The organism is Brachybacterium paraconglomeratum (genome assembly GCF_039541415.1).
Taxonomy (GTDB): Bacteria; Actinomycetota; Actinomycetes; order Actinomycetales; family Dermabacteraceae; genus Brachybacterium; species Brachybacterium paraconglomeratum_A.
This window is the reverse complement of sequence record NZ_BAABGE010000007.1, coordinates 737,378-759,459: the sequence shown is the minus strand read 5'-3', so window position 1 is coordinate 759,459 and position 22,082 is coordinate 737,378. Positions and strand designations below refer to the sequence as shown.

At 68.3% G+C, this 22,082-nt stretch carries 19 protein-coding genes; 15 read left to right on the top strand and 4 right to left on the bottom strand.

The window, feature by feature from the left end; translation table 11 throughout:
* Window positions 1-16 precede the first annotated feature (16 nt).
* From ABD893_RS12695 to ABD893_RS12655, 9 genes are all read left to right on the top strand, one after another.
* Window positions 17-775 carry a YebC/PmpR family DNA-binding transcriptional regulator gene (locus ABD893_RS12695; protein ID WP_345080658.1) on the top strand — a complete coding sequence of 253 codons (759 nt, stop codon included), beginning with the start codon at window positions 17-19 and terminating at the stop codon, window positions 773-775.
* A gap of 61 nt (window positions 776-836) precedes the next feature.
* Entirely contained in the window at window positions 837-1,430 is a 594-nt protein-coding gene (gene ruvC, locus ABD893_RS12690; RefSeq protein ID WP_345080655.1) for a crossover junction endodeoxyribonuclease RuvC, read from the top strand.
* Window positions 1,431-1,456: 26 nt separating this feature from the next.
* Window positions 1,457-2,062 carry a Holliday junction branch migration protein RuvA gene (gene ruvA / locus ABD893_RS12685; RefSeq protein ID WP_345080651.1) on the top strand — a complete coding sequence of 202 codons (606 nt, stop codon included), beginning with the start codon at window positions 1,457-1,459 and terminating at the stop codon, window positions 2,060-2,062.
* Window positions 2,059-3,105: a Holliday junction branch migration DNA helicase RuvB gene (ruvB, locus tag ABD893_RS12680; protein WP_345080648.1), complete on the top strand. Its 1,047-nt coding sequence runs from the start codon at window positions 2,059-2,061 to the stop codon at window positions 3,103-3,105. Before ruvA ends, ruvB begins: the two co-directional genes overlap by 4 nt.
* Before the next feature lie 133 nt (window positions 3,106-3,238).
* On the top strand, window positions 3,239-3,622 hold the full coding sequence (gene yajC / locus ABD893_RS12675; RefSeq protein WP_345080645.1) for a preprotein translocase subunit YajC: 384 nt from the start codon (window positions 3,239-3,241) through the stop codon (window positions 3,620-3,622).
* An 86-nt stretch (window positions 3,623-3,708) separates the two neighbouring features.
* Window positions 3,709-5,616 (top strand): protein translocase subunit SecD, encoded by a 1,908-nt coding sequence (gene secD / locus ABD893_RS12670; protein WP_345080642.1) that lies wholly within the window; start codon window positions 3,709-3,711, stop codon window positions 5,614-5,616.
* Complete coding sequence (secF, locus tag ABD893_RS12665; protein ID WP_345080639.1) at window positions 5,613-6,800, top strand: protein translocase subunit SecF; 1,188 nt, start codon at window positions 5,613-5,615, stop codon at window positions 6,798-6,800. Before secD ends, secF begins: the two co-directional genes overlap by 4 nt.
* The gene (locus ABD893_RS12660; protein WP_345080636.1) at window positions 6,797-7,348 is read left to right on the top strand and encodes an adenine phosphoribosyltransferase; all 552 of its coding nucleotides are present in this window, start codon (window positions 6,797-6,799) and stop codon (window positions 7,346-7,348) included. Before secF ends, ABD893_RS12660 begins: the two co-directional genes overlap by 4 nt.
* A gap of 124 nt (window positions 7,349-7,472) precedes the next feature.
* Window positions 7,473-9,887, top strand: a complete 2,415-nt coding sequence (locus tag ABD893_RS12655) for a RelA/SpoT family protein (RefSeq protein WP_345080633.1) — start codon at window positions 7,473-7,475, stop codon at window positions 9,885-9,887.
* On the opposite strand, the gene ABD893_RS12650 is transcribed toward ABD893_RS12655, so the two are convergent.
* The gene (locus ABD893_RS12650) at window positions 9,818-10,579 is read right to left on the bottom strand and encodes a hypothetical protein (RefSeq protein WP_345080630.1); all 762 of its coding nucleotides are present in this window, start codon (window positions 10,577-10,579) and stop codon (window positions 9,818-9,820) included. The two genes, ABD893_RS12655 and ABD893_RS12650, sit on opposite strands and share 70 nt — an antisense overlap.
* 136 nt (window positions 10,580-10,715) lie before the next feature.
* The gene (locus ABD893_RS12645; RefSeq protein ID WP_345080627.1) at window positions 10,716-12,365 is read right to left on the bottom strand and encodes a DUF349 domain-containing protein; all 1,650 of its coding nucleotides are present in this window, start codon (window positions 12,363-12,365) and stop codon (window positions 10,716-10,718) included.
* 245 nt (window positions 12,366-12,610) lie between these two features.
* On the opposite strand from ABD893_RS12645, the gene hisS reads away from it, so the two are divergent.
* Together hisS and trxA are read left to right on the top strand one after the other, a co-directional pair.
* Window positions 12,611-13,978, top strand: coding sequence for a histidine--tRNA ligase (hisS, locus tag ABD893_RS12640; protein WP_345080624.1), 1,368 nt, complete (start codon window positions 12,611-12,613; stop codon window positions 13,976-13,978).
* 71 nt (window positions 13,979-14,049) lie between these two features.
* Window positions 14,050-14,418: a thioredoxin gene (gene trxA / locus ABD893_RS12635; RefSeq protein WP_345080621.1), complete on the top strand. Its 369-nt coding sequence runs from the start codon at window positions 14,050-14,052 to the stop codon at window positions 14,416-14,418.
* 129 nt (window positions 14,419-14,547) lie between these two features.
* On the opposite strand, the gene ABD893_RS12630 is transcribed toward trxA, so the two are convergent.
* A complete protein-coding gene (locus tag ABD893_RS12630; RefSeq protein ID WP_345080618.1) occupies window positions 14,548-16,545 on the bottom strand; it encodes a DEAD/DEAH box helicase in 1,998 nt (665 codons plus the stop codon).
* 335 nt (window positions 16,546-16,880) lie between these two features.
* On the opposite strand from ABD893_RS12630, the gene aspS reads away from it, so the two are divergent.
* Window positions 16,881-18,686 (top strand): aspartate--tRNA ligase, encoded by a 1,806-nt coding sequence (gene aspS / locus ABD893_RS12625; protein ID WP_345080615.1) that lies wholly within the window; start codon window positions 16,881-16,883, stop codon window positions 18,684-18,686.
* Window positions 18,687-18,834: 148 nt separating this feature from the next.
* Here aspS and ABD893_RS12620 read toward each other — a convergent pair whose 3' ends face one another.
* Window positions 18,835-19,428, bottom strand: a complete 594-nt coding sequence (locus ABD893_RS12620) for a DUF3043 domain-containing protein (protein WP_345080612.1) — start codon at window positions 19,426-19,428, stop codon at window positions 18,835-18,837.
* 114 nt (window positions 19,429-19,542) lie between these two features.
* Between ABD893_RS12620 and ABD893_RS12615 the strand changes: the two genes are divergently transcribed.
* The 3 genes from ABD893_RS12615 to erpA all read left to right on the top strand — a co-directional run bounded on the left by ABD893_RS12615 (window position 19,543) and on the right by erpA (window position 21,717).
* A complete protein-coding gene (locus tag ABD893_RS12615; protein WP_345080609.1) occupies window positions 19,543-20,958 on the top strand; it encodes a dipeptidase in 1,416 nt (471 codons plus the stop codon).
* A complete protein-coding gene (locus tag ABD893_RS12610) occupies window positions 20,955-21,224 on the top strand; it encodes a hypothetical protein (RefSeq protein WP_345080606.1) in 270 nt (89 codons plus the stop codon). The genes ABD893_RS12615 and ABD893_RS12610 overlap by 4 nt, the downstream gene beginning before the upstream one ends.
* A gap of 133 nt (window positions 21,225-21,357) precedes the next feature.
* Window positions 21,358-21,717, top strand: coding sequence for an iron-sulfur cluster insertion protein ErpA (gene erpA, locus ABD893_RS12605; RefSeq protein ID WP_345080603.1), 360 nt, complete (start codon window positions 21,358-21,360; stop codon window positions 21,715-21,717).
* The last annotated feature ends 365 nt before the right edge of the window (window positions 21,718-22,082 follow it).

Here is a 22,082-nt window from a genome sequence, read left to right as displayed (position 1 = left end):
AGTCGGGAGGAGAAAGATGGCAGGGCATTCCAAGTGGGCGACCACCAAGCATAAGAAGGCCATCACCGATGGCAGGCGGAGCAAGCTCTTCGCCAAGCTGGTGAAGAACATCGAAGTCGCAGCGCGCATGGGTGGTCCCGACCCAGCTGGCAACCCCACCCTCGTCGACGCCATCCAGAAGGCGAAGAAGACCTCTGTCCCCAACGACAACATCGACCGTGCCGTCAAGCGCGGTGGTGGTCTCGATGGAGACAGCGTCGACTACGAGACGCTGATGTACGAGGGCTATGCCCCGGGCGGCGTCGCGATCCTGGTCGAGTGCCTCACGGACAACAAGAATCGCGCCGTCTCCGAGGTCCGGCTCGCCTTCAACCGCAATGGCGGCAACATGGCGGAATCCGGCTCGGTGTCCTATCTGTTCGAGCGCAAGGGCGTCGTCGCCATCACCAAGGGCGAGCACAGCGAGGACGAGCTCCTCGAGGTGGTCCTCGACTCCGGCGCCGAGGAGATCAACGACGAGGGCGAGACCTTCGAGATCCTCTCCGAAGCCACCGACGTGGTGGCCGTGCGCACCGCGCTGCAGGAGGCAGGCATCGACTACGACAGCGCAGAGGCGCAGTTCGTGCCCACCATGCGCACCCCGGTGGATCTTGAGGGTGCACAGAAGGCACTGCGCCTCATCGAGGCGCTCGAGGACAATGACGACGTCCAGAACGTCTTCTCGAATCTCGAGATCCCCGAAGACGTCGCAGCCCAGCTCGCGGACGCCGAGTGACTCCCGTGGACGGCGCGGCCCTCAGCAGCGGGGACGCGCCGTCCGCCGCACGGAGCGCCCTATGACCACCCTGCGCGTGCTCGGAGTCGATCCCGGGCTGACCCGCTGCGGAATCGGAGTCGTCGACGCTCTCGGCGGCCGGCGCGCGAAGCTCGTCCATGCCGGAGTGATCGTCTCCTCGGCGGATTCCCCGCTCGACCAGCGCCTGCTGACGATCGCGCGGGGACTCCGGGCCGCGCTGGAGGAGTTCGGGCCCGACACCGTCGCCGTCGAGCGGGTCTTCAGCCAGAACAACATCTCCACTGTCATGGGCACCGCACAGGTCTCGGGCATCGCCCTGCTGGAAGCCGCCGAGCGCGGCATCTCCGTCGCGATGCACACCCCCTCCGAGGTGAAGGCGGCCGTGACCGGCAGCGGGCGGGCGGACAAGAAGCAGATCCAGACGATGCTGATCAAGCTGCTGGGGCTCGACGCCGCACCGCAGCCGGCCGACGCCTCCGATGCGGTGGCGATCGCGCTGACCCAGCTCTGGCGCGGCCCCGGCCCGGTGGCGCTGGATTCCGGTGGGGGAGCACGCACCAGTGCGCAGGCGGTGTGGGCACGAGCGGAGCGTGAGGCGCGACGCGCCCGGGAACGCTCCTCCTCCCGTCACTGATCGAACAGGTGTTCTAGGCTGAGCGCGTGATCGCATCCCTGACCGGGCGAGTCGCCCGCATCGACCTGGACTCCCTCGTGCTGGAGGTGGCCGGGATCGGGTATCTCGTCCGCACCACCCCTGAGGCGCTCAGCGCCACCCGGCACGGCGCCGAACTCACCCTGCACACCGAACTGGTGGTGCGGGAGGATTCGATGACGCTCTACGGATTCCCCCACGCGGAAGAAGCTGAGACCTTCCGCATCGTGCAATCCGTCTCCGGGATCGGGCCCCGCACCGCGCTCGCAGTGCTGGCGGTGCTCGCGCCCGAGGCGCTGCGACGCGCCGTCGCCGAGCAGGACGCCAAAGCGCTCACCCGGACCCCCGGCATCGGACCCAAGGTCGCCAGTCGCATGCTGCTCGAGCTCGGTGGCAAGCTGCCCGCGCCCACCACCTCGTCCACCGATGCCTCCGCGGCCTCGCACACCCCTCAGGGCGCCGACGCTGACGTCATCGACGCACTGGTGGGCCTCGGCTGGGCGGAGAAGGCGGCGATCGCCGCCGTCGAGTCCGCCCGCACGGTGGGCGGGGCGCAGCTCGGCTCCGCGGAACTTCTCCGCCAGGCGCTGCGGGACCTCGGAGGCCACCGATGAACGAACCGGACGCTCCATCGGTGACCAGCGCCGAGTCGGTGCCGCCGGAACGCGCCGCGGAGGCTGCGCTGCGGCCACGCAGGCTCGACGAGTTCGTGGGCCAGCAGGTCGTCCGCGATCAGCTGTCCCTGGTCCTCGATGCCGCCGCCGCCCGAGGCAGGCCCCCGGAGCACGTGCTGCTCTCCGGCCCGCCGGGACTCGGCAAGACCACGCTGGCGATGATCATCGCCGCCGAGCTGTCCGCCCCGCTGCGGATCACCTCGGGCCCGACAGTCCAGCATGCCGGCGACCTGGCCGCGATCCTCTCCTCACTCGATGAGGGCGAGGTCCTGTTCATCGATGAGATCCACCGCCTCGCGCGCCCCGCTGAGGAGATGCTCTACATCGCGATGGAGGACTTCCGGGTCGACGTGATCGTCGGCAAGGGGGTGGGTGCGACGTCGATCCCCCTGGACCTGCCTCCGTTCACGGTGGTCGGTGCCACGACCCGGGCCGGTCTGCTCCCGGCGCCGCTGCGCGATCGTTTCGGCTTCATGGGTCATCTCGACTTCTACGGCGTCGAGGAGCTGCGAGAGGTGGTGCGCCGCTCTGCGCTGCGGCTCGAGATCGAGCTCGAGGACGCAGCAGGGATCGAGATCGCCTCTCGCGCCAGGGGCACGCCGCGCATCGCCAACCGGCTGCTGCGCCGGGTGCGGGACTGGGCTCAGGTGCGCGGCACCGGGCGTCTCGACCTCGACGCTGCGAAGGAGGCTCTTCGTGTCTATGAGGTGGACGAGCGGGGGCTGGATCGCCTGGACCGCGCAGTGCTCTCCGCGCTGTGCGGCCGGTTCGCAGGCGGGCCGGTGGGACTGTCCACCCTCGCAGTCGCCGTGGGGGAGGAGACCGAGACGGTCGAGACCATGGTCGAGCCCTATCTGGTGCGAGAGGGCTTCCTGCTGCGCACCCCGCGAGGTCGTGCCGCAGCACCGGCAGCGTGGGCCCACCTGGGTCTCGAAGCGCCGGAAGGCCCGGGAGGCGTGGCGCCCATGCTCGGCCGCTTCTGACCCTCGATGATCCTCCCCTCACCCCTGAGAGGTGAGCCGCGCCCCGGCGGGTACAGTGGGGCGGTCAATCGTCCGCGGCAGGTCCCGATCCGTGCAACAGCATCGTGAGGGGTCGTCCGCCGAAAGGAACCTCGTGGAACTTCTTCCTCTCCTGCTCATCTTCGCTGTCATGATGCTGCCGCTGCTGTTCATGTCGAACCGCCAGAAGAAGATGCAGCAGAAGCAGAGGGACCTCGTCAAGGAGCTCGGCGTCGGTGATGAGGTGCGCACCCATTCGGGCTTCTACGGCCTGATCATCGACTCCTACGATGACATCGTCATCCTCGAGTCCGAGAACGGCGCCCAGACGAAGTGGGCCCGTCAGGCGATCGCCCAGAGCGTCGATCCCGTCGAAGAGCTCCCTGCCGACTCCGAGGACGAGCAGAGCCTCGAGGCCGACGATGCTCGCGTCATCCCCGGCGTGACCGTCGCTGATGAGGACCTCAGCAGCGACGACCCGCGCCGCGACGACCGCTGAGCCACCGCAGCATCACTTCTGCGCAGCCCGTTCACGGTCTGCGCTTCTGATCTCCGCCCGTCCGCCGTCCTGAGGAACTTCGCACCATGCCCGCACGTCGCATAGCCCTCGCGGCCCTCGCGGTGCTGATTCTGCTGCTCGGCGGCGGGATCGGTGCCGGGGTCTGGAAGGGCGACTGGCAGCCAGCCCCCAAACTCGCCCTCGACCTCGAGGGCGGGACCCAGATCATCCTCCAGGCGCAGTCCCGTGATGGCTCGGCCATCGACGCCACCGCCATGGAGCAGGCGCGCCAGATCATGAGCCAGCGGGTCAACGCCATGGGGGTCGCGGAGACGGAGATCACCGTGCAGGGCGGCACCAACATCATCATCGATGTCCCGGGCCAGCTCGATCAGGCGACCTCTGAGGCTGTCCGGCAGACCGCCTCGATGTCGTTCCGACCTGTGCTCGGCGTGGTGGCGCCGGAGGGCAACGGAGAGCCGATGCCCTCCGACGGCGGGGGAGACGCCTCTGATGGCGGCGGAGCGGCCTCTGATGCTGGCGGGGAGACCTCGACTGCTCCCGCTGATCCGTCTCAGCACCTGTTCGATGGACTGCTCAGCGAGGACTCCGCGCTCGCTCCACCACCTGCGCCCGCCGCGGGCGATCTTCCCTACCCGGCCTGGAGCATGGACTGGCTCACCCCGGAGCTCCAGACCGAGCTGATGAGCGCCGACTGCGTGGACCCTGCCGCACAGCAGGAACGGGCCGCTGCGGCAGAGCCCGACGAGCCGGTCGTGGCGTGCGATCCGAACGGCACCGCGAAGTATCTGCTCGGCCCCGAGGTCGTCGCCGGTTCCGCAATCGAGAATTCCGGGGTGGCCTCGGACGTCACTCCCACCGGGCAGGCCACCGGCTACTACGTCGTGAACATGAGCTTCAACGAGAGCGCCGCGACTGGGTTCTCCGAGATGACCAAGGCTCTCTACGGCGGGGAGGGCGCGACCGCGGCCTTCGGCATCGTGCTGGATGGTCTGGTCATCTCCGCGCCCGAGGTGCAGGAGCCTTCACCCGGTGGTGAAGCCTCGATCTCCGGCAACTTCTCGCAGGAAGAGGCGAGCCAGCTCTCCGACCAGCTCCGGTTCGGTGCTCTTCCGCTCGAATTCGAGGTCGCCTCCGAGCAGCAGATCTCCGCCACACTCGGCGCGGACCAGCTGCAGATGGGCTTGATCGCCGGTCTCATCGGCCTGGCGCTGGTGGTGCTGTACGCCTTCGCCCAGTACCGCCTGCTCTCGATCGTCACCACGTCGAGCCTGCTGATCATGGGCCTGCTGACGTACGGCACGCTCACGGTGCTGTCGAACATCCCCGATATCGGGTACCGGCTCTCACTGGCCGGTGTGGTGGGACTGATCGTCGCGATCGCCTTCACCGCAGACTCGTTCATCGTCTACTTCGAGCGCGTGCGTGACGAGATTCGGGAAGGTCGCGGGATCGTTGCGGCGGTGGACCATGGCTGGGATCGCGCTAAGCGCACGATCCTCGCCTCCGACACGGTGAACCTGATCGCCGCCGTGGTGCTCTATCTGCTGTCCACCGGCGGTGTGCGCGGCTTCGCCTTCGTGCTGGGGCTGACCACTGTGCTCGACCTGCTGGTCGTCTTCCTGTTCACCCACCCCATGCTGCAAGCGCTGGCGCGCACTCGGTTCTTCGGCAAGGGGCATCCCTGGAGCGGACTGGACCCGGCACGACTGGACCGTGACGTACCGGCCTACGCCGGACGTGGCCGGGTGCGGCTGGCCGGTGCGCGCACCGGTCGTGGCCGTGGCACCCCTGAGGACGAGGTGCGGGAGCCGATCGCGGTGCGCCGTGCACGCCTCGAGCGGGAAGCCGCAGAGCAGGCAGCTCTCCCAGGGAGCGGGCAGAACGCCCACGACGAGCCCGGGCTGGCGACACCCGACCCCGTGGACCGGCCGGTGGCCGGCGACGACGACACCGAGGAGCAGAGCCGATGACCGCGAGCTTCGCCCGATTCGGCAACGACCTCCATGCGGGGCGGCGAATCATCCCGCTGGTGCGCCGACGGAAGACCTGGTACCTGATCAGCGCGATCAGCATCATCGTGCTCGCCGCCCTGGCCGGCCTGCGCGGACCGAACCTCGGCATCGAGTTCACCGGCGGCTCCGAGTTCCAGATCGCCGGGGTCTCGGACACCGAGCAGAGCTCCGCCCGCGATGTGGTCCGCGATCACCTTCCTGACCGCGAGCCGAAGATCACCGTGCTCGGCCAGGACACCGTGCGGGTGCAGACCGAGCAGCTGGATTCGACAGAGACCGCCGCCCTCGCACAGGACCTCGCCACCGCCTACGAGGTCTCCCCGGAGGCGATCTCCACCTCTTACATCGGTCCGGTGTGGAGCGGTGACGTCACCCAGAAGATGCTCCAGGGCGTCGTCGTGTTCCTGGTGCTGGTCGCCGGGATGATGGCCCTGTACTTCCGCAACCTCAAAGCCTCCCTGGCCGCGATGAGTGCGCTGGTGCACGACATGCTGATCACCGCAGGCGTGTATCTGGTGGTGGGCTTCGAGATCACGCCGGGCACAGTGATCGGCTTCCTCACCGTCATGGGCTACTCGCTCTACGACACGATCGTCGTCTTCGACAAGGTCCGGGAGAACACCGACGGCCTCACCCGCCAACGACGGAACACCTTTGCCGACCAGGTGGAGCTGGCCGCGAACCAGACCCTGGTGCGCTCTATCAACACCTCGGTGGTGGCGCTGCTGCCGATCGGGTCGATCCTTGTCATCGGTGCCTTCCTGCTCGGCGCCGGCACGCTCAAGGACATCTCCCTGGCGCTGTTCATCGGCATCATCGCCGGTACCTATTCCTCGATCTTCCTCGCGCCGGGGTTCCTGGTGGAGCTGCGCAGCCGCGAGCCGGAGATCGCCGCCCACAACGCTGAGGTGCTGCGGGAGCGTCGGGGCGAAAGCGCCGAGGCGCCCGCGGGGAGCCGTCGCACGCGCGCTCTCGCGGACTCAGCGGATCCGGAGCTCGGGAGTCTCGAGACGGACGACTCGTCCACAGAGGACACCGTGGGGTCCAGCAGGGACTCCGACCCGGCGGTCACCCACGAGCGTCATCAGCCTCGCCGCTCGAACCGTCGTCAGCGCAGCACCACCAGGGGAGGACACCGATGAGCGACGCCGTACCCAGCGCAGCACAGATCGACGCGCTGCTGCATACCCACATCGCCGAATACCCGGACTTCCCGAGCCCCGGGGTGCTGTTCCGGGACATCACGCCCCTGCTGCGTGATGCCGAAGCCCTGCGTGCAGTGATCCGCTACTGGACCACTCTGATCCCCGAGGATGTCGAATACATCGTGGGGACCGAGGCGCGGGGCTTTGTCCTCGGCGCGCCGCTGGCCTATGAGATCGGTGCCGGCTTCATCCCGGCACGCAAGGCGGGGAAGCTCCCGGGAAGCCCCGCAGGGCTCACCTATGACCTCGAGTACGGGACCGCGGAGATCCAGCTTCCCGAGAACTCTCTGCGCGCCGGAGCCCGCACTCTCATCGTCGATGACCTGCTGGCCACCGGAGGCACGGCGGCGGCGACCGTCGAGCTGGCCCGGCGCTTCGATGTCGAGATCCTCGGCGCATCGTTCCTCATCGAGCTCGACGGGCTGGGCGGTCGCGGGAAGCTGCCGGGAGTGCCGCTGTCGACGGTGTGGACCCTCGACAACTGATCCCGCCGACTGCTCCGCCACTGCGCGCGCACCACGGTCGCACGGTGGCGGGACTCCGGAGCGGAGAGCGTCCGCACCTCGGTGACCCGCGCGTAGACTGAAGCTTCCCAGCCAGGAGGTGTGCATGTCGCAGCAGCCAGCATCCCAGCCGGCCAAGGCAGACGGTGCCGGGCCGGGCGATCAGGGCAGTTCGTCACCGGCGAAGCCCGTCCCTTCGTCGCGTACCCCCTCACCGGCGCCGCGCCGTGCCCGCTCGCGACTGTCGTTCTTCACCCCCCGGGCAGGCGCCGGAGTGGACCCGCTGCTGGCTCCGCTGCTCGAGACGATGACAGCGGTGAGCCCGAAGGAGAGCCTCGAGGTCATCCGGCGGGCGTACACCGTCGCTGAACGCGCTCACCGAGGGCAGACCCGCAAGAGCGGCGATCCCTACATCACTCATCCGATCTCGGTCGCGACGATCCTGGGGGAGCTCGGATCTCCCGCTGAGGTGGTCGCGGCGGCGCTGCTCCACGACACCGTCGAGGACACCGACTACTCGCTGGAACAGCTCCGTGCCGAATTCGGTGAGGTCATCGCCGTGATGGTCGATGGGGTCACCAAGCTCGACAAGGTCACCTACGGGGAGGCCGCACAGGCCGAAACCGTGCGGAAGATGATCGTGGCGATGAGCCGCGATGTGCGGGTGCTGCTGATCAAGCTCGCCGATCGTCTCCACAACGCCCGCACCTGGAAGTATGTCCCCGCAGCCTCCGCTGAGCGGAAGGCGAAGGAGACCCTGGAGATCTATGCCCCGCTGGCGCACCGGCTGGGCCTGAACACCATGAAATGGGAGCTCGAGGACCGCTCCTTCCAGGTGCTCTACCCCAAGGTGTACGAGGAGATCGTCGCCCTGGTCACCCAGCACGCGCCAGCTCGCGAGCAGTATCTCTCCAGCGTCTCCTCCCAGATCAACGAGGACCTTCGCAAGGCGAAGATCAAGGCTGAGGTCACTGGCCGGCCCAAGCACTACTACTCGATCTATCAGAAGATGATCGTCCGGGGCCGCGACTTCTCCGACATCTACGACCTTGTCGGGATACGGGTGCTGGTGGACTCGGTCAGGGACTGCTACGGAGTGCTCGGAACCCTGCATGCCCGGTGGTCACCGGTCCAGGGCCGGTTCAAGGACTACATCGCCCTGCCGAAGTTCAATCTGTACCAGTCCCTGCACACCACGGTGATCGGTCCCACCGGCAAACCGGTCGAGATCCAGATCCGCACCCGGGAGATGCACCGACGCGCCGAATACGGGGTGGCCGCTCACTGGAAGTACAAGGCGATGGCCGCTCAGCAGGGTGGTGCGGAGGACACCCCGATCACCAACGATGCGGCCTGGCTGCGCCAGCTCATGGACTGGCAGAAGGAGACCACCGACTCGGGGGAGTTCCTGGACTCGCTCCGTTTCGAGATCAATACTCAGGAGGTCTACGTCTTCACCCCCAAGGGTGATGTGCTGGCGCTGCCTCAGGGCGCGACTCCCGTCGACTTCGCCTACACAGTCCACACCGAGGTGGGCCACCGCACCATCGGCGCGCGGGTGAACGGTCGGCTCGTGTCGTTGGAGTCCTCCCTCTCGACCGGCGATGTCGTCGAAGTCTTCACCTCGAAGTCCGACGATGCCGGCCCGAGCCAGGACTGGCTCGGCTTCGTGAAGTCGCCGCGGGCGCGCAGCAAGATCCGTCATTGGTTCTCGAAGGAGCGACGGGAGGAGGCTCTCGAGAAGGGCAAGGAAGAGCTGGCGAAGGCACTGCGGAGGCAGGATCTGCCGATGCGCCGGCTGCTGACCCACGAGACCCTCGCCACCGTCGCAGACGACCTCAACCTCGCCTCCGTCGATGCGCTGTACACCTCGATCGGTGAGGGGCACACGGGCGCACAGCATGTGGTGGAGAAACTGCGAGCATCGTTCGGGGGCTCCGACGGCGCGGCAGAGGATCTCGCGGAGATCACGTTGCCCTCACGGGTTCGACCTCGCGGCAGCCGGGCGGAGCGGCATACCTCCGAGTCCGATCAGGGCGTCATCGTCGATGGGCACGCCGATCTGTGGGTCAAGCTCGCGAAGTGCTGCGCCCCGGTTCCGGGGGATCCGATCGTCGGGTTCATCACCCGGGGGTCCGGGATCTCGGTCCACCACGACAGCTGCGTCAACGCGATCCAGCTCCAGGAGCAGCAGCCGGACAGGATCGTGCAGGTCGCATGGTCGGGGCGGCACAGCACGGCCTATCTGGTGCATATCAAGGTCGAGGCCCTTGATCGGCCCCGCCTGCTCACCGATCTCGCGCTGGTGATCTCGGAGCAGCAGGTGAACCTGCAGTCGGCCTCCGCTCACTCGAACACCGATCGCCTGGCCACCACCTTCTTCTCCTTCGAGCTCGCTGATCCCTCCCATCTGCAGTCGGTCCTCGCGCAGGTGCGGCGCATCGAGGGCGTCTACGACGTGTACCGGGTCACGGCCGACGGCAAACCGGTGGGTTCCGGCACCCCGCTGGTCTCCCGCTGATCTCCGAGCATCTGCTCGAGCCGCTCCCTGGCCGCGTGCACACCGGGGTGTCGGTACATGCGGTGCAGCCGCTGACGAATCTGCGGAACCTGCACATGGCCCGCTGCGACCAGCCGCCGCAACGTCGGCTCGGCGACCCATGAGGGAGCGAACCTCAGCAGGTCCATCGCCGTGCGCACCGGGATCGTGACCGGCGCCCCTCCGATCGTCTCGACTTCGTCCGGCTGCAGCCTGGCGTGCCGCAGCACCACACCTGCCTGATCGCCGCGATGGGCGGGGGAGAGCAGCTCCGCAGAGGGCGGAGGCGGTCCACCTAGTACCACCCAGGCCGCCGAAGGCCCAGCGATGACGTGATGGGCCTGCAGCTGAGCACCCAACGCACAGCCGAGGGCGAGCGCTCTGCGCACGGCGCTGCGCAGCAGATCCGGCGGGAGAAAGATGCCGGGCAGGATCCGGGCGAGATAGCCATCGGCCACGAGAGTGTGGGTCGAGGGGGTCTCCTCCCAACGCTGCAGGGCTGCCCCCAGGGGGACCGCAAGCTCGGCGGCGTGCCGTGACCACGCGGCGCACAACCCGATCGAAGTCAGAGCTGGCTGTTCATGGTCGAGACCATGCCCCGGCGGTGGGAAGTCAGCGGGTGGACCGGTGGCGCTGGGAGGGACGGTGCGGCGAGAGGGCAGGAGCAGTTCCATGAGCCGACTCTGGCAAGGTCGGAGGCTGATGGCAATCGCCCCGCCTGTCCTTGTGGACAGACGGGGCGGTGGAGGAACAGTCGTTCCTCATGGTGCCGGTGGCCTGATGCCCGGCGTCGGCTGACGACCGGAGGGGTCAGCCGAGATCGCGGGCCGAACGCTCGATCACTGCGAGCCACTCCTTGCGAGCTTCGAGCGCCGACTCCGCCTCGGCGATCTTCGACGGGTCACCGCCGGCGACTGCCTTGTCGAGCGCATCCTGATAGGAGGCGATCGCAGAGTGCAGCTGCGAGGAGGCGCCCTCCACCCGAGCCTTGGTCCGTGGATCGGTGCGGCGCCATTCGTCCTGCTCGGCGTTCTTCACCGCCCGCTCGACGGTGCGCAGTCGGTCATCGATGCGGCGCATGTCTCCCCGCGGCACCTTGCCGGCGTCCTCCCACCGGTCCTGCACGGAGTGCAGCGCCTTCTTGGCTCCCTCGAGATCCTTGGCGGGGTCGATCGCCTCGGCCTCGGTCAGCAGCGACTCCTTCACCTGGAGGTTCTTGCCCTGCTCCTCCTCGGTCTCATGCAGATCGGCATTGCGTGCCGAGAAGAAGGTGTCCTGGGCGGCCTTGAACCGCTTCCACTGGGCGTCGTCCTTCTTCCGACCGCCGCGCGGCGCATTGCGCCACTCGCCCATCAGATCCTTGTAGGCACGGACGGTCGTGCCCCAGTCGGTGGACTCCTGCATCGCCTCGGCGCGCGTGATGAGATCCTCCTTGACCTTGGCGGCCTCGGAGTGCTTCTCATCCAGCTGCGAGAAGAACTGCTTGCGCATCCGGTCGAAGGTGGCGCGCGCGGCGGAGAGCCGCTTCCACAGAGCCTCCTCCGTGGGACGGTCCAGGGCGACTCCCTCGGATTGCATCTGCTTCCAGGTGGGCACCATCTGACGCATGGTGTCGCCAGCGTTCTTCCAGGAGAGCTGCTCAGGGTCGGTGGCGACCAACGCCTCGATGGACTCGACGAATTCGGTGCGCTGATGGGCGGCAGCCTCACGGCCTTCCGTACGCACTGCCTCGAGGGCCTTGATCTTCTCCTTCGCCTGTTCCCGCAGTTCGGCGGCGCGGGCCCGCAGCGCCGGGATGTCCCCGACGACCTGCGGCTCCTTGAGGTTCTTGCGCAGATTCTCCAGGAGCCGGTTGAGCTCGTTCTGGGTATGCTCGGGAGCATTCAGCGTGGACTGCGTGAGGTCGAGGAAGGCCACCAGATCGAGGTAGCCCCGAGCGAAGGGCTCGAGGGCGGCCTGAGCATCCGACGGCTCCGCAGCTGAACCGACGGTGCGTACCTGGGTGCCGTCCTGCACCGTGATGGTGCCGTCTTCGCCGACCGACCCGAAGGCCGCGGCCTCAGCGATCTGCTCGGCGTCATACTCGGTGACCGGCGGAGCGACCGGCAGCAGCGCGGCGCTGGGCTTCTTCGCCGCGATCGCGGCGGGGGAGGGGATCCTGGGCTTCGGCCGCGCCCCCCGTGCCCCCGGCACCGGCGGCTTCGGAGCAGACGCAGCGGGAGCGGGCGCTTCAGCGGGCTCCGCAGGGGCTGCCTCGGGGGCGACTGCTGGCTCACCGCTCTCGGCAGACGCCTCTGTTGCGGGGGTGGCCGCCTCGGGAGAGCTGGCCGGCGCATCGGCGTCGGTGGCCGTCACCGCCGGATCTGGGGCGGTCGGGAAGGTCGAGGGCTGATCAGCGGCCGATTCGGCGGGCTGAGCGGCGGGGTTCGACGCGGGGACGGGAGTCTCGGACTCGCTCACGATTGAGCTCCTTCGAAGGGATCCGCTGCAGGGCGGGACACTGCCGCCATGGTGACGGCCGGGCTGGCACATGGAATGCCCCGGAATCGGGGAGAACCATGTCACGGAACTCTACCGTGGCCGGTGGATCGGGATGGACCGGTTCTGCTCCCCGATACGACGATCGCTGACAAGGGGATAATGGGTCAGATACCCCGCCCCTCAGCCCCACCCCAGAAGCCCCACCCCAGAAGGATGTGCACCGCATGGCGAAGATCGCCGCCCTGTCAGGATTCCCAGAGTGGCTCCCCGCGGAGCGCCTCGTCGAGCAGCACGTGATCGATGTATTCCGTGAAGTGGCGGAGCTGCACGGCTTCTCCGGCATCGAGACTCGGGCCGTCGAGCCGCTTGATCAGCTGCTGCGCAAGGGAGAGATCGACAAGGAGGTGTACGTCCTGCGCCGTCTGCATGCCGAGGAGGACGGAGCTGCAGCCGGCCGAGAGGACCGCTCCCGCACCCTGGGTCTCCACTTCGATCTCACGGTTCCGCTGGCCCGGTACGTGCTCGAACACCAGAACGACCTCGCTTTCCCGCTGCGCCGCTTCCAGATCCAGAAGGTGTGGCGGGGGGAGCGCCCCCAGGACGGCCGGTTCCGCGAGTTCTATCAGGCCGACCTCGACGTCATCGGGCAGGACTCCCTGCCCGGGCACATCGAGGCCGAGGTCGCCACGGTGATGGCCGAGATCCTCGACCGGCTCCCGCTGCCGCAGTTCACGATCCACGCCAACACCCGGCGGCTCTCCGAGGGCTTCTTCCGCTCGATCGGTCTCGAAGACCAGTCCGCGGTGCTGCGCAGCCTCGACAAGCTCCCGAAGATCGGCGCCGATGCGGTGCGCGATCTGCTCCTCTCCGAGACCGGCGCGACGGCGGAGCAGGCGCAGGCCTGCCTCGACTTCGCGGCGATCCGCACCCGCGACGGATCCTTCGCACAGCAGGTGCGAGAGCTCGGAGGCAGCGGCGAGATGCTCGAGCAGGGCATCGCCGAGCTCACCGCGGTCCTCGAGCGGGTCGAGGCAGCAGTGCCTGGGGTGATCATGGCGGACCTCTCCATCGCCCGCGGTCTGGACTACTACACGGGTACCGTCTTCGAGACCTTCGTGGCCGGGCATGAGTCGCTCGGCTCGATCTGCTCCGGTGGCCGCTATGACTCGCTGGCCGCCGACAACCGCCACACCTATCCCGGTGTCGGTCTGTCGATCGGGCTGTCCCGGCTGGTCTCCCGGTTGCTGTCGGCGCACCTCGCCACGCCCTCTCGCGCAGTGCCGACCTGCGTCCTGGTCTCCGTCGCCAACGAGGAGCATCGCGGACTCAGCGACACCGTCGCTCGTTCTCTGCGCGGACGAGGGATCGCCTGCGAGGTGGCCCCCGCCGCGGCGAAGTTCGGCAAGCAGATCCGCTACGCCGATCGCCGGGGCATCCCGTTCATCTGGTTCCCGGGCACCGACGGGGGCGCGGATGAGGTCAAGGACATCCGCAACGGGGAGCAGTCGGTGGCCGATGCGGCGGCGTGGGAGCCTCCGGCGGAGGACCGCACCGTACGCATCCTGCCCGGCCCGGGGATGCCCAGCTCCTGAACCGTTCGGTGAGCTGAGTCACGCCGTGGCGCTGAGGGAATGATCTTCGGTGCCACGGCGTTCCATTCGGTATGGCTACGCTCACTCTGACCACCGAGAACCACGACAACACCGTTGAGGACGGCATCGTCCTGATCGACTTCTGGGCGGGCTGGTGCGTGCCGTGCCAGCGTTTCGCCCCGATCTTCGAGGACTCCTCCGAGACCCACGAAGACGTCACCTTCGCGAAAGTTGACACCGAGGACCAGCAGGAGCTGGCGATGCGCTACGGCGTGACCTCGATCCCGACCCTGGTCGCCTACCGCGAAGGCATCCCGGTGTTCTCCCAGGCCGGTGCCCTGCCGCAGTCCGCCCTCGAGGATCTCATCGGCCAGGTCAAGAACCTGGACATGGACGAGGTGCGCAAGGCGTACTCCGAGGCGCAGGAGAAGCAGGACTGAGAATCCCGCTCGACGTCTGATCACCACAGTGTCGGATGACCACCGCGTCGGATGACCACAGAGAAGGACCCCGCCACCGAGAATCGGTGGCGGGGTCCTTCTCTGTCAGCAGCTCCGTCGAGCGGAAGCTCAGCCCTCGGAACGGCGGAACGGGCGGCGCTTGTTCTCGAAGCGACCCCCGCGATCCCCGCGGTCGTCACGGCGCGGACGATCATCGCGACGGAACGGACGGTCGCCCTCCCGGCGCGGGCCGCTGCTGCCGCGAGGACCGTTGTCCGGCCCGATCCGCAGCTCGCGGCCACCGACCTTGGCGCGGGAGATCCGCTCCATCTGCTCCGAGGAGAGCGAGCCGCGGATCTGGACCAGGGCGAAGCTCGGGAAGATCTGGATCTTGCCGATGTCCTTGCCGGTCAGGCCACCCTCTCCGGTGATCGCACCGACGATGCCGGGCGGCCGTGCGCCGTGGGTGTGGCCCACTCCGACCTTGTAGGAGGTGTAGCCGTGCTCCGTCTTCTGGGGCTCGCGGGAGCCGCGGTCACCGCGGTCGCCCTGACGATCATCGCCCGAGAGCTTCGAGGGGGTGAACTCCTCTTCCTCGGACGCAGAACCGGGACCCTCGTCACCGACGGTCATCGCTCCGAGCACAGCGGCCAGTTCCAGCGGGTCCAGGCCCTGCTCGGTGACGAACTCACCGATCAGCTCGCGGTAGAGCTCCAGCCGACCGCGCTCGATGCGCTCGGGCACCTGCGTCAGCAGGGAGGCCAGACGATGCTTGGAGACGTCGCGGGGAGAGGGGATGACCGCTTCCGCGAGAGTCTGCTTGGTGGCTCGCTCGATGTTCTTCAGCTGGCGCCGCTCATGGGGGCCGATGAAGGTCAGCGCCTCACCGGTGCGACCGGCTCGGCCGGTGCGACCGATGCGGTGCACATAGGACTCGGCTTCCTTGGGCACATCGAAGTTGACGACCAGACCGATCCGCTCGACATCCAGGCCGCGAGCGGCGACATCGGTCGCGACCAGCACCTGCAGCGAACCCTCGCGCAGCCGCTCGACGATCTTCTCGCGCTCCTTCTGGGGAACGTCACCGCTGATCGAGGCGGCGATCAGGCCACGCCCCACCAGGGCCGAGCCGACCTCTTCCGCCGCGGCACGGGTCCGCACGAAAACGATCGCCGCCTCCGCCTTGGACGTGGCGAGCACCCGGGCCAGCGCACCGGTGCGGTGCCGGAAGGGCACCACGGCGTAGGACTGGGTGACGCTCTTGACGGTGGAGGACTGCGGCGACACGCTCACGCGCACCGGGTCCTTCATGTGGGTCTGGGCCACACGCTGGATGGCGGAAGGCATGGTCGCCGAGAACAGTGCGACCTGACGGCTGGCGGGGGAGTGGGAGAGGATCTCCTCGACGTCCTCCGCGAAGCCCATCCGCAGCATCTCGTCGGCCTCATCCAGCACGGCGAAGCGGATGGTGTCCAGGCGCAGGTTGGTGCGACGCATGTGGTCCATCACGCGGCCGGGGGTGCCGACGACGACCTGAGCACCGCGGGCGAGTGCTCGCTCCTGCGGCCCATAAGGGGAACCGCCGTAGAGCGCCACCACGTCGAGACCGCCGATTGAGGTGGCAAAGGACGCGATGGCGTCGGCCACCTGCATCGCCAGCTCGCGGGTCGGGGCGAGCACGAGGGCCTGCACCTGACGGAGCTTCGGGTCGATCGCAGCCAGCAGGGGCAGGCCGAAGGCTGCGGTCTTGCCGGTGCCGGTCTGGGCGACGCCGATCACGTCGCGGCCCTCGAGCAGCGGCGGGATCGCCTGCGACTGGATGGCCGACGGGGTGGTGAAGCCGAGCTCATCGACGGCCCGGCGCAGCGCGGCCGGCAGGGCGATGTCGTCGAAGCTGGGGCCCGCCGGGGCCTCGGGCTCTGCCGGGGTCTCGGGCTCTGCCGGAGCCTCGGAGGTGGGCTCGGCGGGAGCGTCCGCAGGAGCCTCGGCGGCGGCCTGGGGCTCAGCCTCGGTCTCAGCTGCGGTCGCGGCGTCCGGCGCAGTCTCTGCGGCCGGTGCGGCGTGCTCGGCCTCTTCGACGTTCACGTCGATGTTCTCGGGCGCAGCAGCAGGGGAGGAATCAGTCATGGTGTCCTTTGACAGTCAGGGGGTGAACAAGCCCTAACGTGTCGCAGGGCGTGATTGCCCATTCATTGGGCGTGGGCGCCCTGCATCTCGCGCAACGAGGAACATGCGGTGGCATGATGCGGCTCAGGCGAACTTGGGCGAAACAGACCTGCGATCTCGCAGGTAGTACCGCCGTCGAGTCTACGGGCGTGATGGCCAGCGCAACAGTGCTGCGGTGGCGAGATCCCTCACGCTGCGCGGTAAGGTGAGGAGTCCACGCGATCTGCGTGATGGCTGCTGCCTGCTTCCGAGCATCGCGGCGCCGTGACCTGTTCACCCCATCAGAAGGACACCTCGTGCTGCGCACCCATACCGCCGGTGAGCTCCGCCAGGAGCACATCGGACAGACCGTCACCCTCTCTGGCTGGATCGGCCGTCGCCGTGACCACGGCGGCGTGACGTTCCTCGATCTGCGCGACGCCGGGGGCGTCACCCAGGTGGTGGTGCGCGAGGACGAAGCGATGCACCTGCGCAACGAGTACGTCCTGAAGGTCGTGGGCACGGTCGGCAAGCGGCCCGAGGGCAATGAGAACCCGCAGCTGCCCACCGGCGAGATCGAGGTCACTGCCGAGAGCGTCGAGGTGCTCAGCGCCTCCGCCCCGCTGCCCTTCCAGCTCGACGAGCACAGCGAGGTGGGCGAGGAGGCGCGACTGCGCTATCGCTACCTCGACCTGCGCCGCCAGGGCCCGGCCAAGGCGCTGCGCCTGCGCTCCGAGGTCAACCGTGCCGCCCGCGACACCCTCCTGGACCAGGGCTTCCTCGAGGTCGAGACCCCGACCCTGACCCGCTCCACGCCGGAGGGCGCCCGCGACTTCCTGGTGCCCGCGCGGCTCGCGCCCGGCTCCTGGTACGCGCTGCCGCAGTCGCCGCAGCTGTTCAAGCAGCTGCTCATGGTCGGCGGTGTCGAGAAGTACTTCCAGCTCGCCCGCTGCTACCGCGACGAGGACTTCCGTGCCGACCGCCAGCCCGAGTTCACCCAGCTCGACGTCGAGATGAGCTTCGTGGACCAGGAGGACGTGCTCGCGCTGGCCGAGGAGATCCTCACCGCGGTCTGGGCCAAGGGCGGCCATCAGGTCACCACGCCGTTCCCGCGGATCACCTACGCCGAGTCGATGCGGCGCTATGGCTCGGACAAGCCTGACCTGCGCTTCGATCTCGAACTGGTCGAGATGACCGAGTACTTCCAGGACACGCCGTTCCGGGTGTTCCAGTCGCCGTACGTCGGCGCGGTCGTCATGGCGGGCGGGGCATCCCAGCCGCGCCGCCAGCTCGATGCCTGGCAGGAATGGGCCAAGCAGCGCGGTGCCAAGGGGCTCGCCTACGTGCTGGTCCAGGAGGACGGCTCCCTCACCGGCCCGGTCTCCAAGAACATCTCCGAGGCGGAGAAGGCAGGGCTGCTCGAGGCCACCGGCGCCACCACCGGTGACTGCATCTTCTTCGCGGCCGGCGAGGCGAAGGCCTCGCGCGGTCTGCTCGGGGCCGCCCGCGCCGAGATCGCCGAGCGCCTGGGTCTGATCGACCACGACGCCTTCGCGTTCGTCTGGGTCGTCGACGCCCCGATGTTCGAGCCTGCGGCCGACGCCCGCGCCGCCGGCGACGTCGCAGTGGGAGAGGGGTCGTGGACCGCGGTCCACCACGCCTTCACCTCCCCGAAGCCGGAGTTCATGGACTCCTTCGACACCGACCCGGGGTCGGCGCTGGCCTACGCCTACGACATCGTGTGCAACGGCAACGAGATCGGCGGCGGCTCGATCCGTATCCACGACCAGTCCGTGCAGCAGCGCGTGTTCAAGGTCATGGGCATCGCCGAGGACGACGCGCAGGAGAAGTTCGGCTTCCTGCTGGACGCCTTCCAGTTCGGAGCCCCGCCCCATGGCGGCATCGCCTTCGGCTGGGACCGGATCGTTGCCCTGCTGGCGAAGGAGGACTCGATCCGCGAGGTCATCGCCTTCCCCAAGACCGGGAATGGCTACGATCCGCTGACCGCGGCTCCCGCAGCGATCACCCCGCAGCAGCGCAAGGAGGCCGGCGTGGATGCCAAGCCAGCCGTGCGCGAGGAGAAGTCGAAGACGCAGACCGCCCCTGAGGGGTCGGGCGCCTGAGCACCCAGCCACCATGACAGAACGGCCGACGCGAGAGATCGCGTCGGCCGTTCTTGTCATGCGGCGGTTCTACGAACGAGTCGGCCTGAACCGGGGCGGGGGAGCACCGCACTGCCTGCGGGGAGACGCAGACCGGAGTGCTGAAGGATCAGCGCGGCGACTCGCCGTGCTTGATCTGCGGCCGGGGGAGACGGAAGCGACGGATCTGGATCGCGCGCATGATCCCGTAGCCGACGAGTCCCTGCTGCACATCACCGAAGCGCGCGGTGAGATCTCTGCGCAGCCGCTTGCGCAGGAAGAGGCTGTCGACCACGCAGAGGGCGATACCGCCCCAGAGCACCACGATCATGCCGGTGCTCAGCAGCGTGGTGAGATCGGGACGGATCAGCGGCAGGACGAGCGCGACGAGCATGAAGACCAGGGCGATCGGGAAGAACAGCTCAGCAACGTTGCGCCGGGAGTCGACCACATCGCGCGTGAAGCTGCGCTGCGGCCCTCGATGCTGCAGCGGCATCTTCTTCTCGTCGCCGGTCATCAGCGCCTGCTGCGACTCCATGCGTTCCTGGCTCGCCTTCTCCCGGTCGCGACGGCGGGCCTCCTTGCGGTCGTCGACCACCAGCGGCCTGCGGCGAGCGGCCTCGGCCTCCTTGCGGCTGCGGGTGGGTCGCCCTTTGGAGCCGGGACGCAGGGGCTGCGGTGCGGGCTCAGGATTCTGGGAAGTCTCAGACTTGCGGAAGATCACCAGGGCAGTCTAAGCGACGACTCCTGGGACCCGCCTCGGCATGAGCAGTGACATCGTTCCCTGACACCGCGCCCTCGCAGCGGCGCGGACAGAGCCAGCGGTACGGTGACTTCCATGAGCACTCCTGATCATTCCCTTCGGCACTCTGCCGCCACCGGAGCCCCCGACGAGGTGGCGGCGCTGCGAGCACGGCTCGCACCGCTGCTCCCCGCCGCGATCGATGACCTGAAGGACCTCGTCCGCATCCCCTCGATCGCCTTCGACGGCTACGACCAGGAACCGGTCCAGCGAAGCGCCGCGGCCGTCGCCGAGCTGCTGCGCGGAGCCGGCATGGCCGAGGTGAGCATCGAGTCCGTCGAGGGCGGCAGCCCCGCGGTGATCGGCCGCACACCTGCCGCCGCAGGCCGGCCCACTGTGCTGCTCTACGCGCACCACGACGTCCAGCCCACGGGCGACCTCGCGGACTGGACCAGCCCGCCCTTCGAGCCTGTGGAGCGCGAGGGCCGCCTGTACGGTCGCGGCGCCGCCGATGACAAGGCGGGAGTGATGGCTCACGTCACCGCTCTCCGCCTGGTCGGCGACGAGCTCGCGGCCGACGGTGTCGGGGTCACCGTGTTCATCGAAGGCGAGGAGGAGGCCGGCTCGCCGACGTTCCGTCCCTTCATCGAGACCTACCGTGACCGGCTCGCCGCAGACCTGATCATCGTGGCGGACTCCGCCAACTGGGCCGTGGGCACTCCTGCTCTGACCACCAGCCTGCGAGGCGTCGTCGATCTCGTGGTCGAGGTCCGTGCCTTGGATCATGCCGTCCATTCGGGACTGTTCGGGGGACCGGTGCTCGATGCGCTCACTCAGCTCTCCCGATTGCTGGCCACCCTTCACGACTCGAACGGCGAGGTCGCCGTCGAGGGACTGATCCGGGCGGCCGACCCCACCGTCGAGATGGATGAGGGTGACTTCCGCCGCGACGCGGGCGTGGTCGAGGGACTCGAGCTCTCGGGAAGCGGCTCGCTCACCTCGCGCCTGTGGACGAAGCCTGCGCTGTCCGTGATCGGGATCGATGCGCCCAGCGTGCGCGATGCCTCGAACACCCTCGTGCCCGTGTCGCGAGCGAAGGTCTCACTGCGCATCCCGCCGGGTGAGGATCCTGACTCCGCGATGGAAGCGCTGGTCGCACACCTGGAACATCATGCTCCCGCCACTGCGCAGGTCACCGTGCGTCGCGGCGAGCGGGGCAAGCCCTACCGTGCCCGGCAGCAGTCTGCCGCGATGGACCTTGCCCGCGACTCCTTCGCCCGTGCCTGGGACACCCCAGCAGTGGACACCGGCCTGGGAGGCTCGATCCCGTTCATCGCTGACCTGCTCGAGGTCTTCCCGCTCGCTGAAGTGCTGGTCACCGGCGTCGAAGATCCAGAGTCCAGAGCGCATGGAGTCGATGAGTCCCTCCACCTCGGCGAGTTCGCACGGGTATGCCTCGCCGAAGCACTGCTGCTGCTCGGTGCAGGCTCTCTCGAGCGGAGGAGCAAGTGAACGGATCGAACCAGCCCTCAGGCGGCGACAGCCCCACGGTGTCCCCTCTGATGATCCCGCTGCTCTTCGTCGGTCTCATCGTCGGCTTCATCGCCGGCTACTTCTTCGTGTGGTGGGGGCTTATCGCAGTCATCGCCGTGCTCGTGGCCGCATTCATGATGGTGCTGTCGGGACGCAGCCGAGATGGTGCCACCGGTGCGGTGGTGGGAGTGCTGCTGGGCTACGCGGGAGTGATGCTGGTCGCCCTCTTCCGAGGGGTGCTGTGAGACTCCATCGAGGCACGCTCGCGCCCGTTTCCGGTCCAGGAATCCAGGGCGTGTCGGGGCAGCGGGACTCCTGCTCCCCTTTACGGAGCGCCGAGGCGTATCCTGGCTGGACACGAGCTTCGAGGAGGAACGCATGACCACGCCCACCACTGAGCGCCCCGCTGCGGCGCACGACGTCACCCTCACCTCCGGCGCTGCCCAGAAGGTGAACACGTTGCTGGAGCAGGAGGGTCGCGACGACCTCCGCCTCCGGATCGCGGTCCAGCCCGGCGGCTGCTCCGGACTGATCTACCAGCTCTACTTCGATGAGCGCCTCATGGACAACGACCAGGTCGTCGACTTCGACGGCGTCGAGGTCATCATCGACAAGATGAGCAGCCCGTACCTCACCGGTGCGGTGATCGATTTCGCCGACACCATCGAGAAGCAGGGCTTCACGATCGACAACCCCAATGCGGGCAGCTCCTGCGCGTGCGGAGACTCCTTCAGCTGAGCCGACTGCGGAGTGGTTGCGCCACGATGCGGCGGCAGCTTCAGGAGACGGGCCCGGCCCGGTGACGATCAGGTCACCGGACCGGGCCCGTTTTGGTGTGACCCCAGCGACGCGCAGATCACGGACCGGTCACAGAGGCCTGAGCAGGACGCCCTGCGGCGAGTCGAGGTGGCTTCACCAGCTCAGGAAAGCCGTATGATGACAGCGTGCCGTCAAGTGGCGGGCCCTCAGGGCCGGTCACGGCCTTCTCCTCGGGGGAGGGCGCGGCACTGTGGGTGTGTCCCGCCCATATAAGTACCAGCTCCACGTCATGGAGCCGAGGAGAGCCCACGCTCGCTTCGGAGCCGTGGGTGGAGACGACGAGC

Coding starts and splice junctions, on each gene's coding strand:
- ABD893_RS12695 (WP_345080658.1), top strand. CDS start 17: ATGGCAGGGCATTCCAAGTGGGCGACCACCAAGCATAAGAAGGCCATC.
- ruvC (WP_345080655.1), top strand. CDS start 837: ATGACCACCCTGCGCGTGCTCGGAGTCGATCCCGGGCTGACCCGCTGC.
- ruvB (WP_345080648.1), top strand. CDS start 2,059: ATGAACGAACCGGACGCTCCATCGGTGACCAGCGCCGAGTCGGTGCCG.
- secD (WP_345080642.1), top strand. CDS start 3,709: ATGCCCGCACGTCGCATAGCCCTCGCGGCCCTCGCGGTGCTGATTCTG.
- secF (WP_345080639.1), top strand. CDS start 5,613: ATGACCGCGAGCTTCGCCCGATTCGGCAACGACCTCCATGCGGGGCGG.
- ABD893_RS12660 (WP_345080636.1), top strand. CDS start 6,797: ATGAGCGACGCCGTACCCAGCGCAGCACAGATCGACGCGCTGCTGCAT.
- ABD893_RS12655 (WP_345080633.1), top strand. CDS start 7,473: ATGTCGCAGCAGCCAGCATCCCAGCCGGCCAAGGCAGACGGTGCCGGG.
- ABD893_RS12650 (WP_345080630.1), bottom strand. CDS start 10,579: ATGGAACTGCTCCTGCCCTCTCGCCGCACCGTCCCTCCCAGCGCCACC.
- hisS (WP_345080624.1), top strand. CDS start 12,611: ATGGCGAAGATCGCCGCCCTGTCAGGATTCCCAGAGTGGCTCCCCGCG.
- trxA (WP_345080621.1), top strand. CDS start 14,050: ATGGCTACGCTCACTCTGACCACCGAGAACCACGACAACACCGTTGAG.
- ABD893_RS12630 (WP_345080618.1), bottom strand. CDS start 16,545: ATGACTGATTCCTCCCCTGCTGCTGCGCCCGAGAACATCGACGTGAAC.
- ABD893_RS12615 (WP_345080609.1), top strand. CDS start 19,543: ATGAGCACTCCTGATCATTCCCTTCGGCACTCTGCCGCCACCGGAGCC.
- erpA (WP_345080603.1), top strand. CDS start 21,358: ATGACCACGCCCACCACTGAGCGCCCCGCTGCGGCGCACGACGTCACC.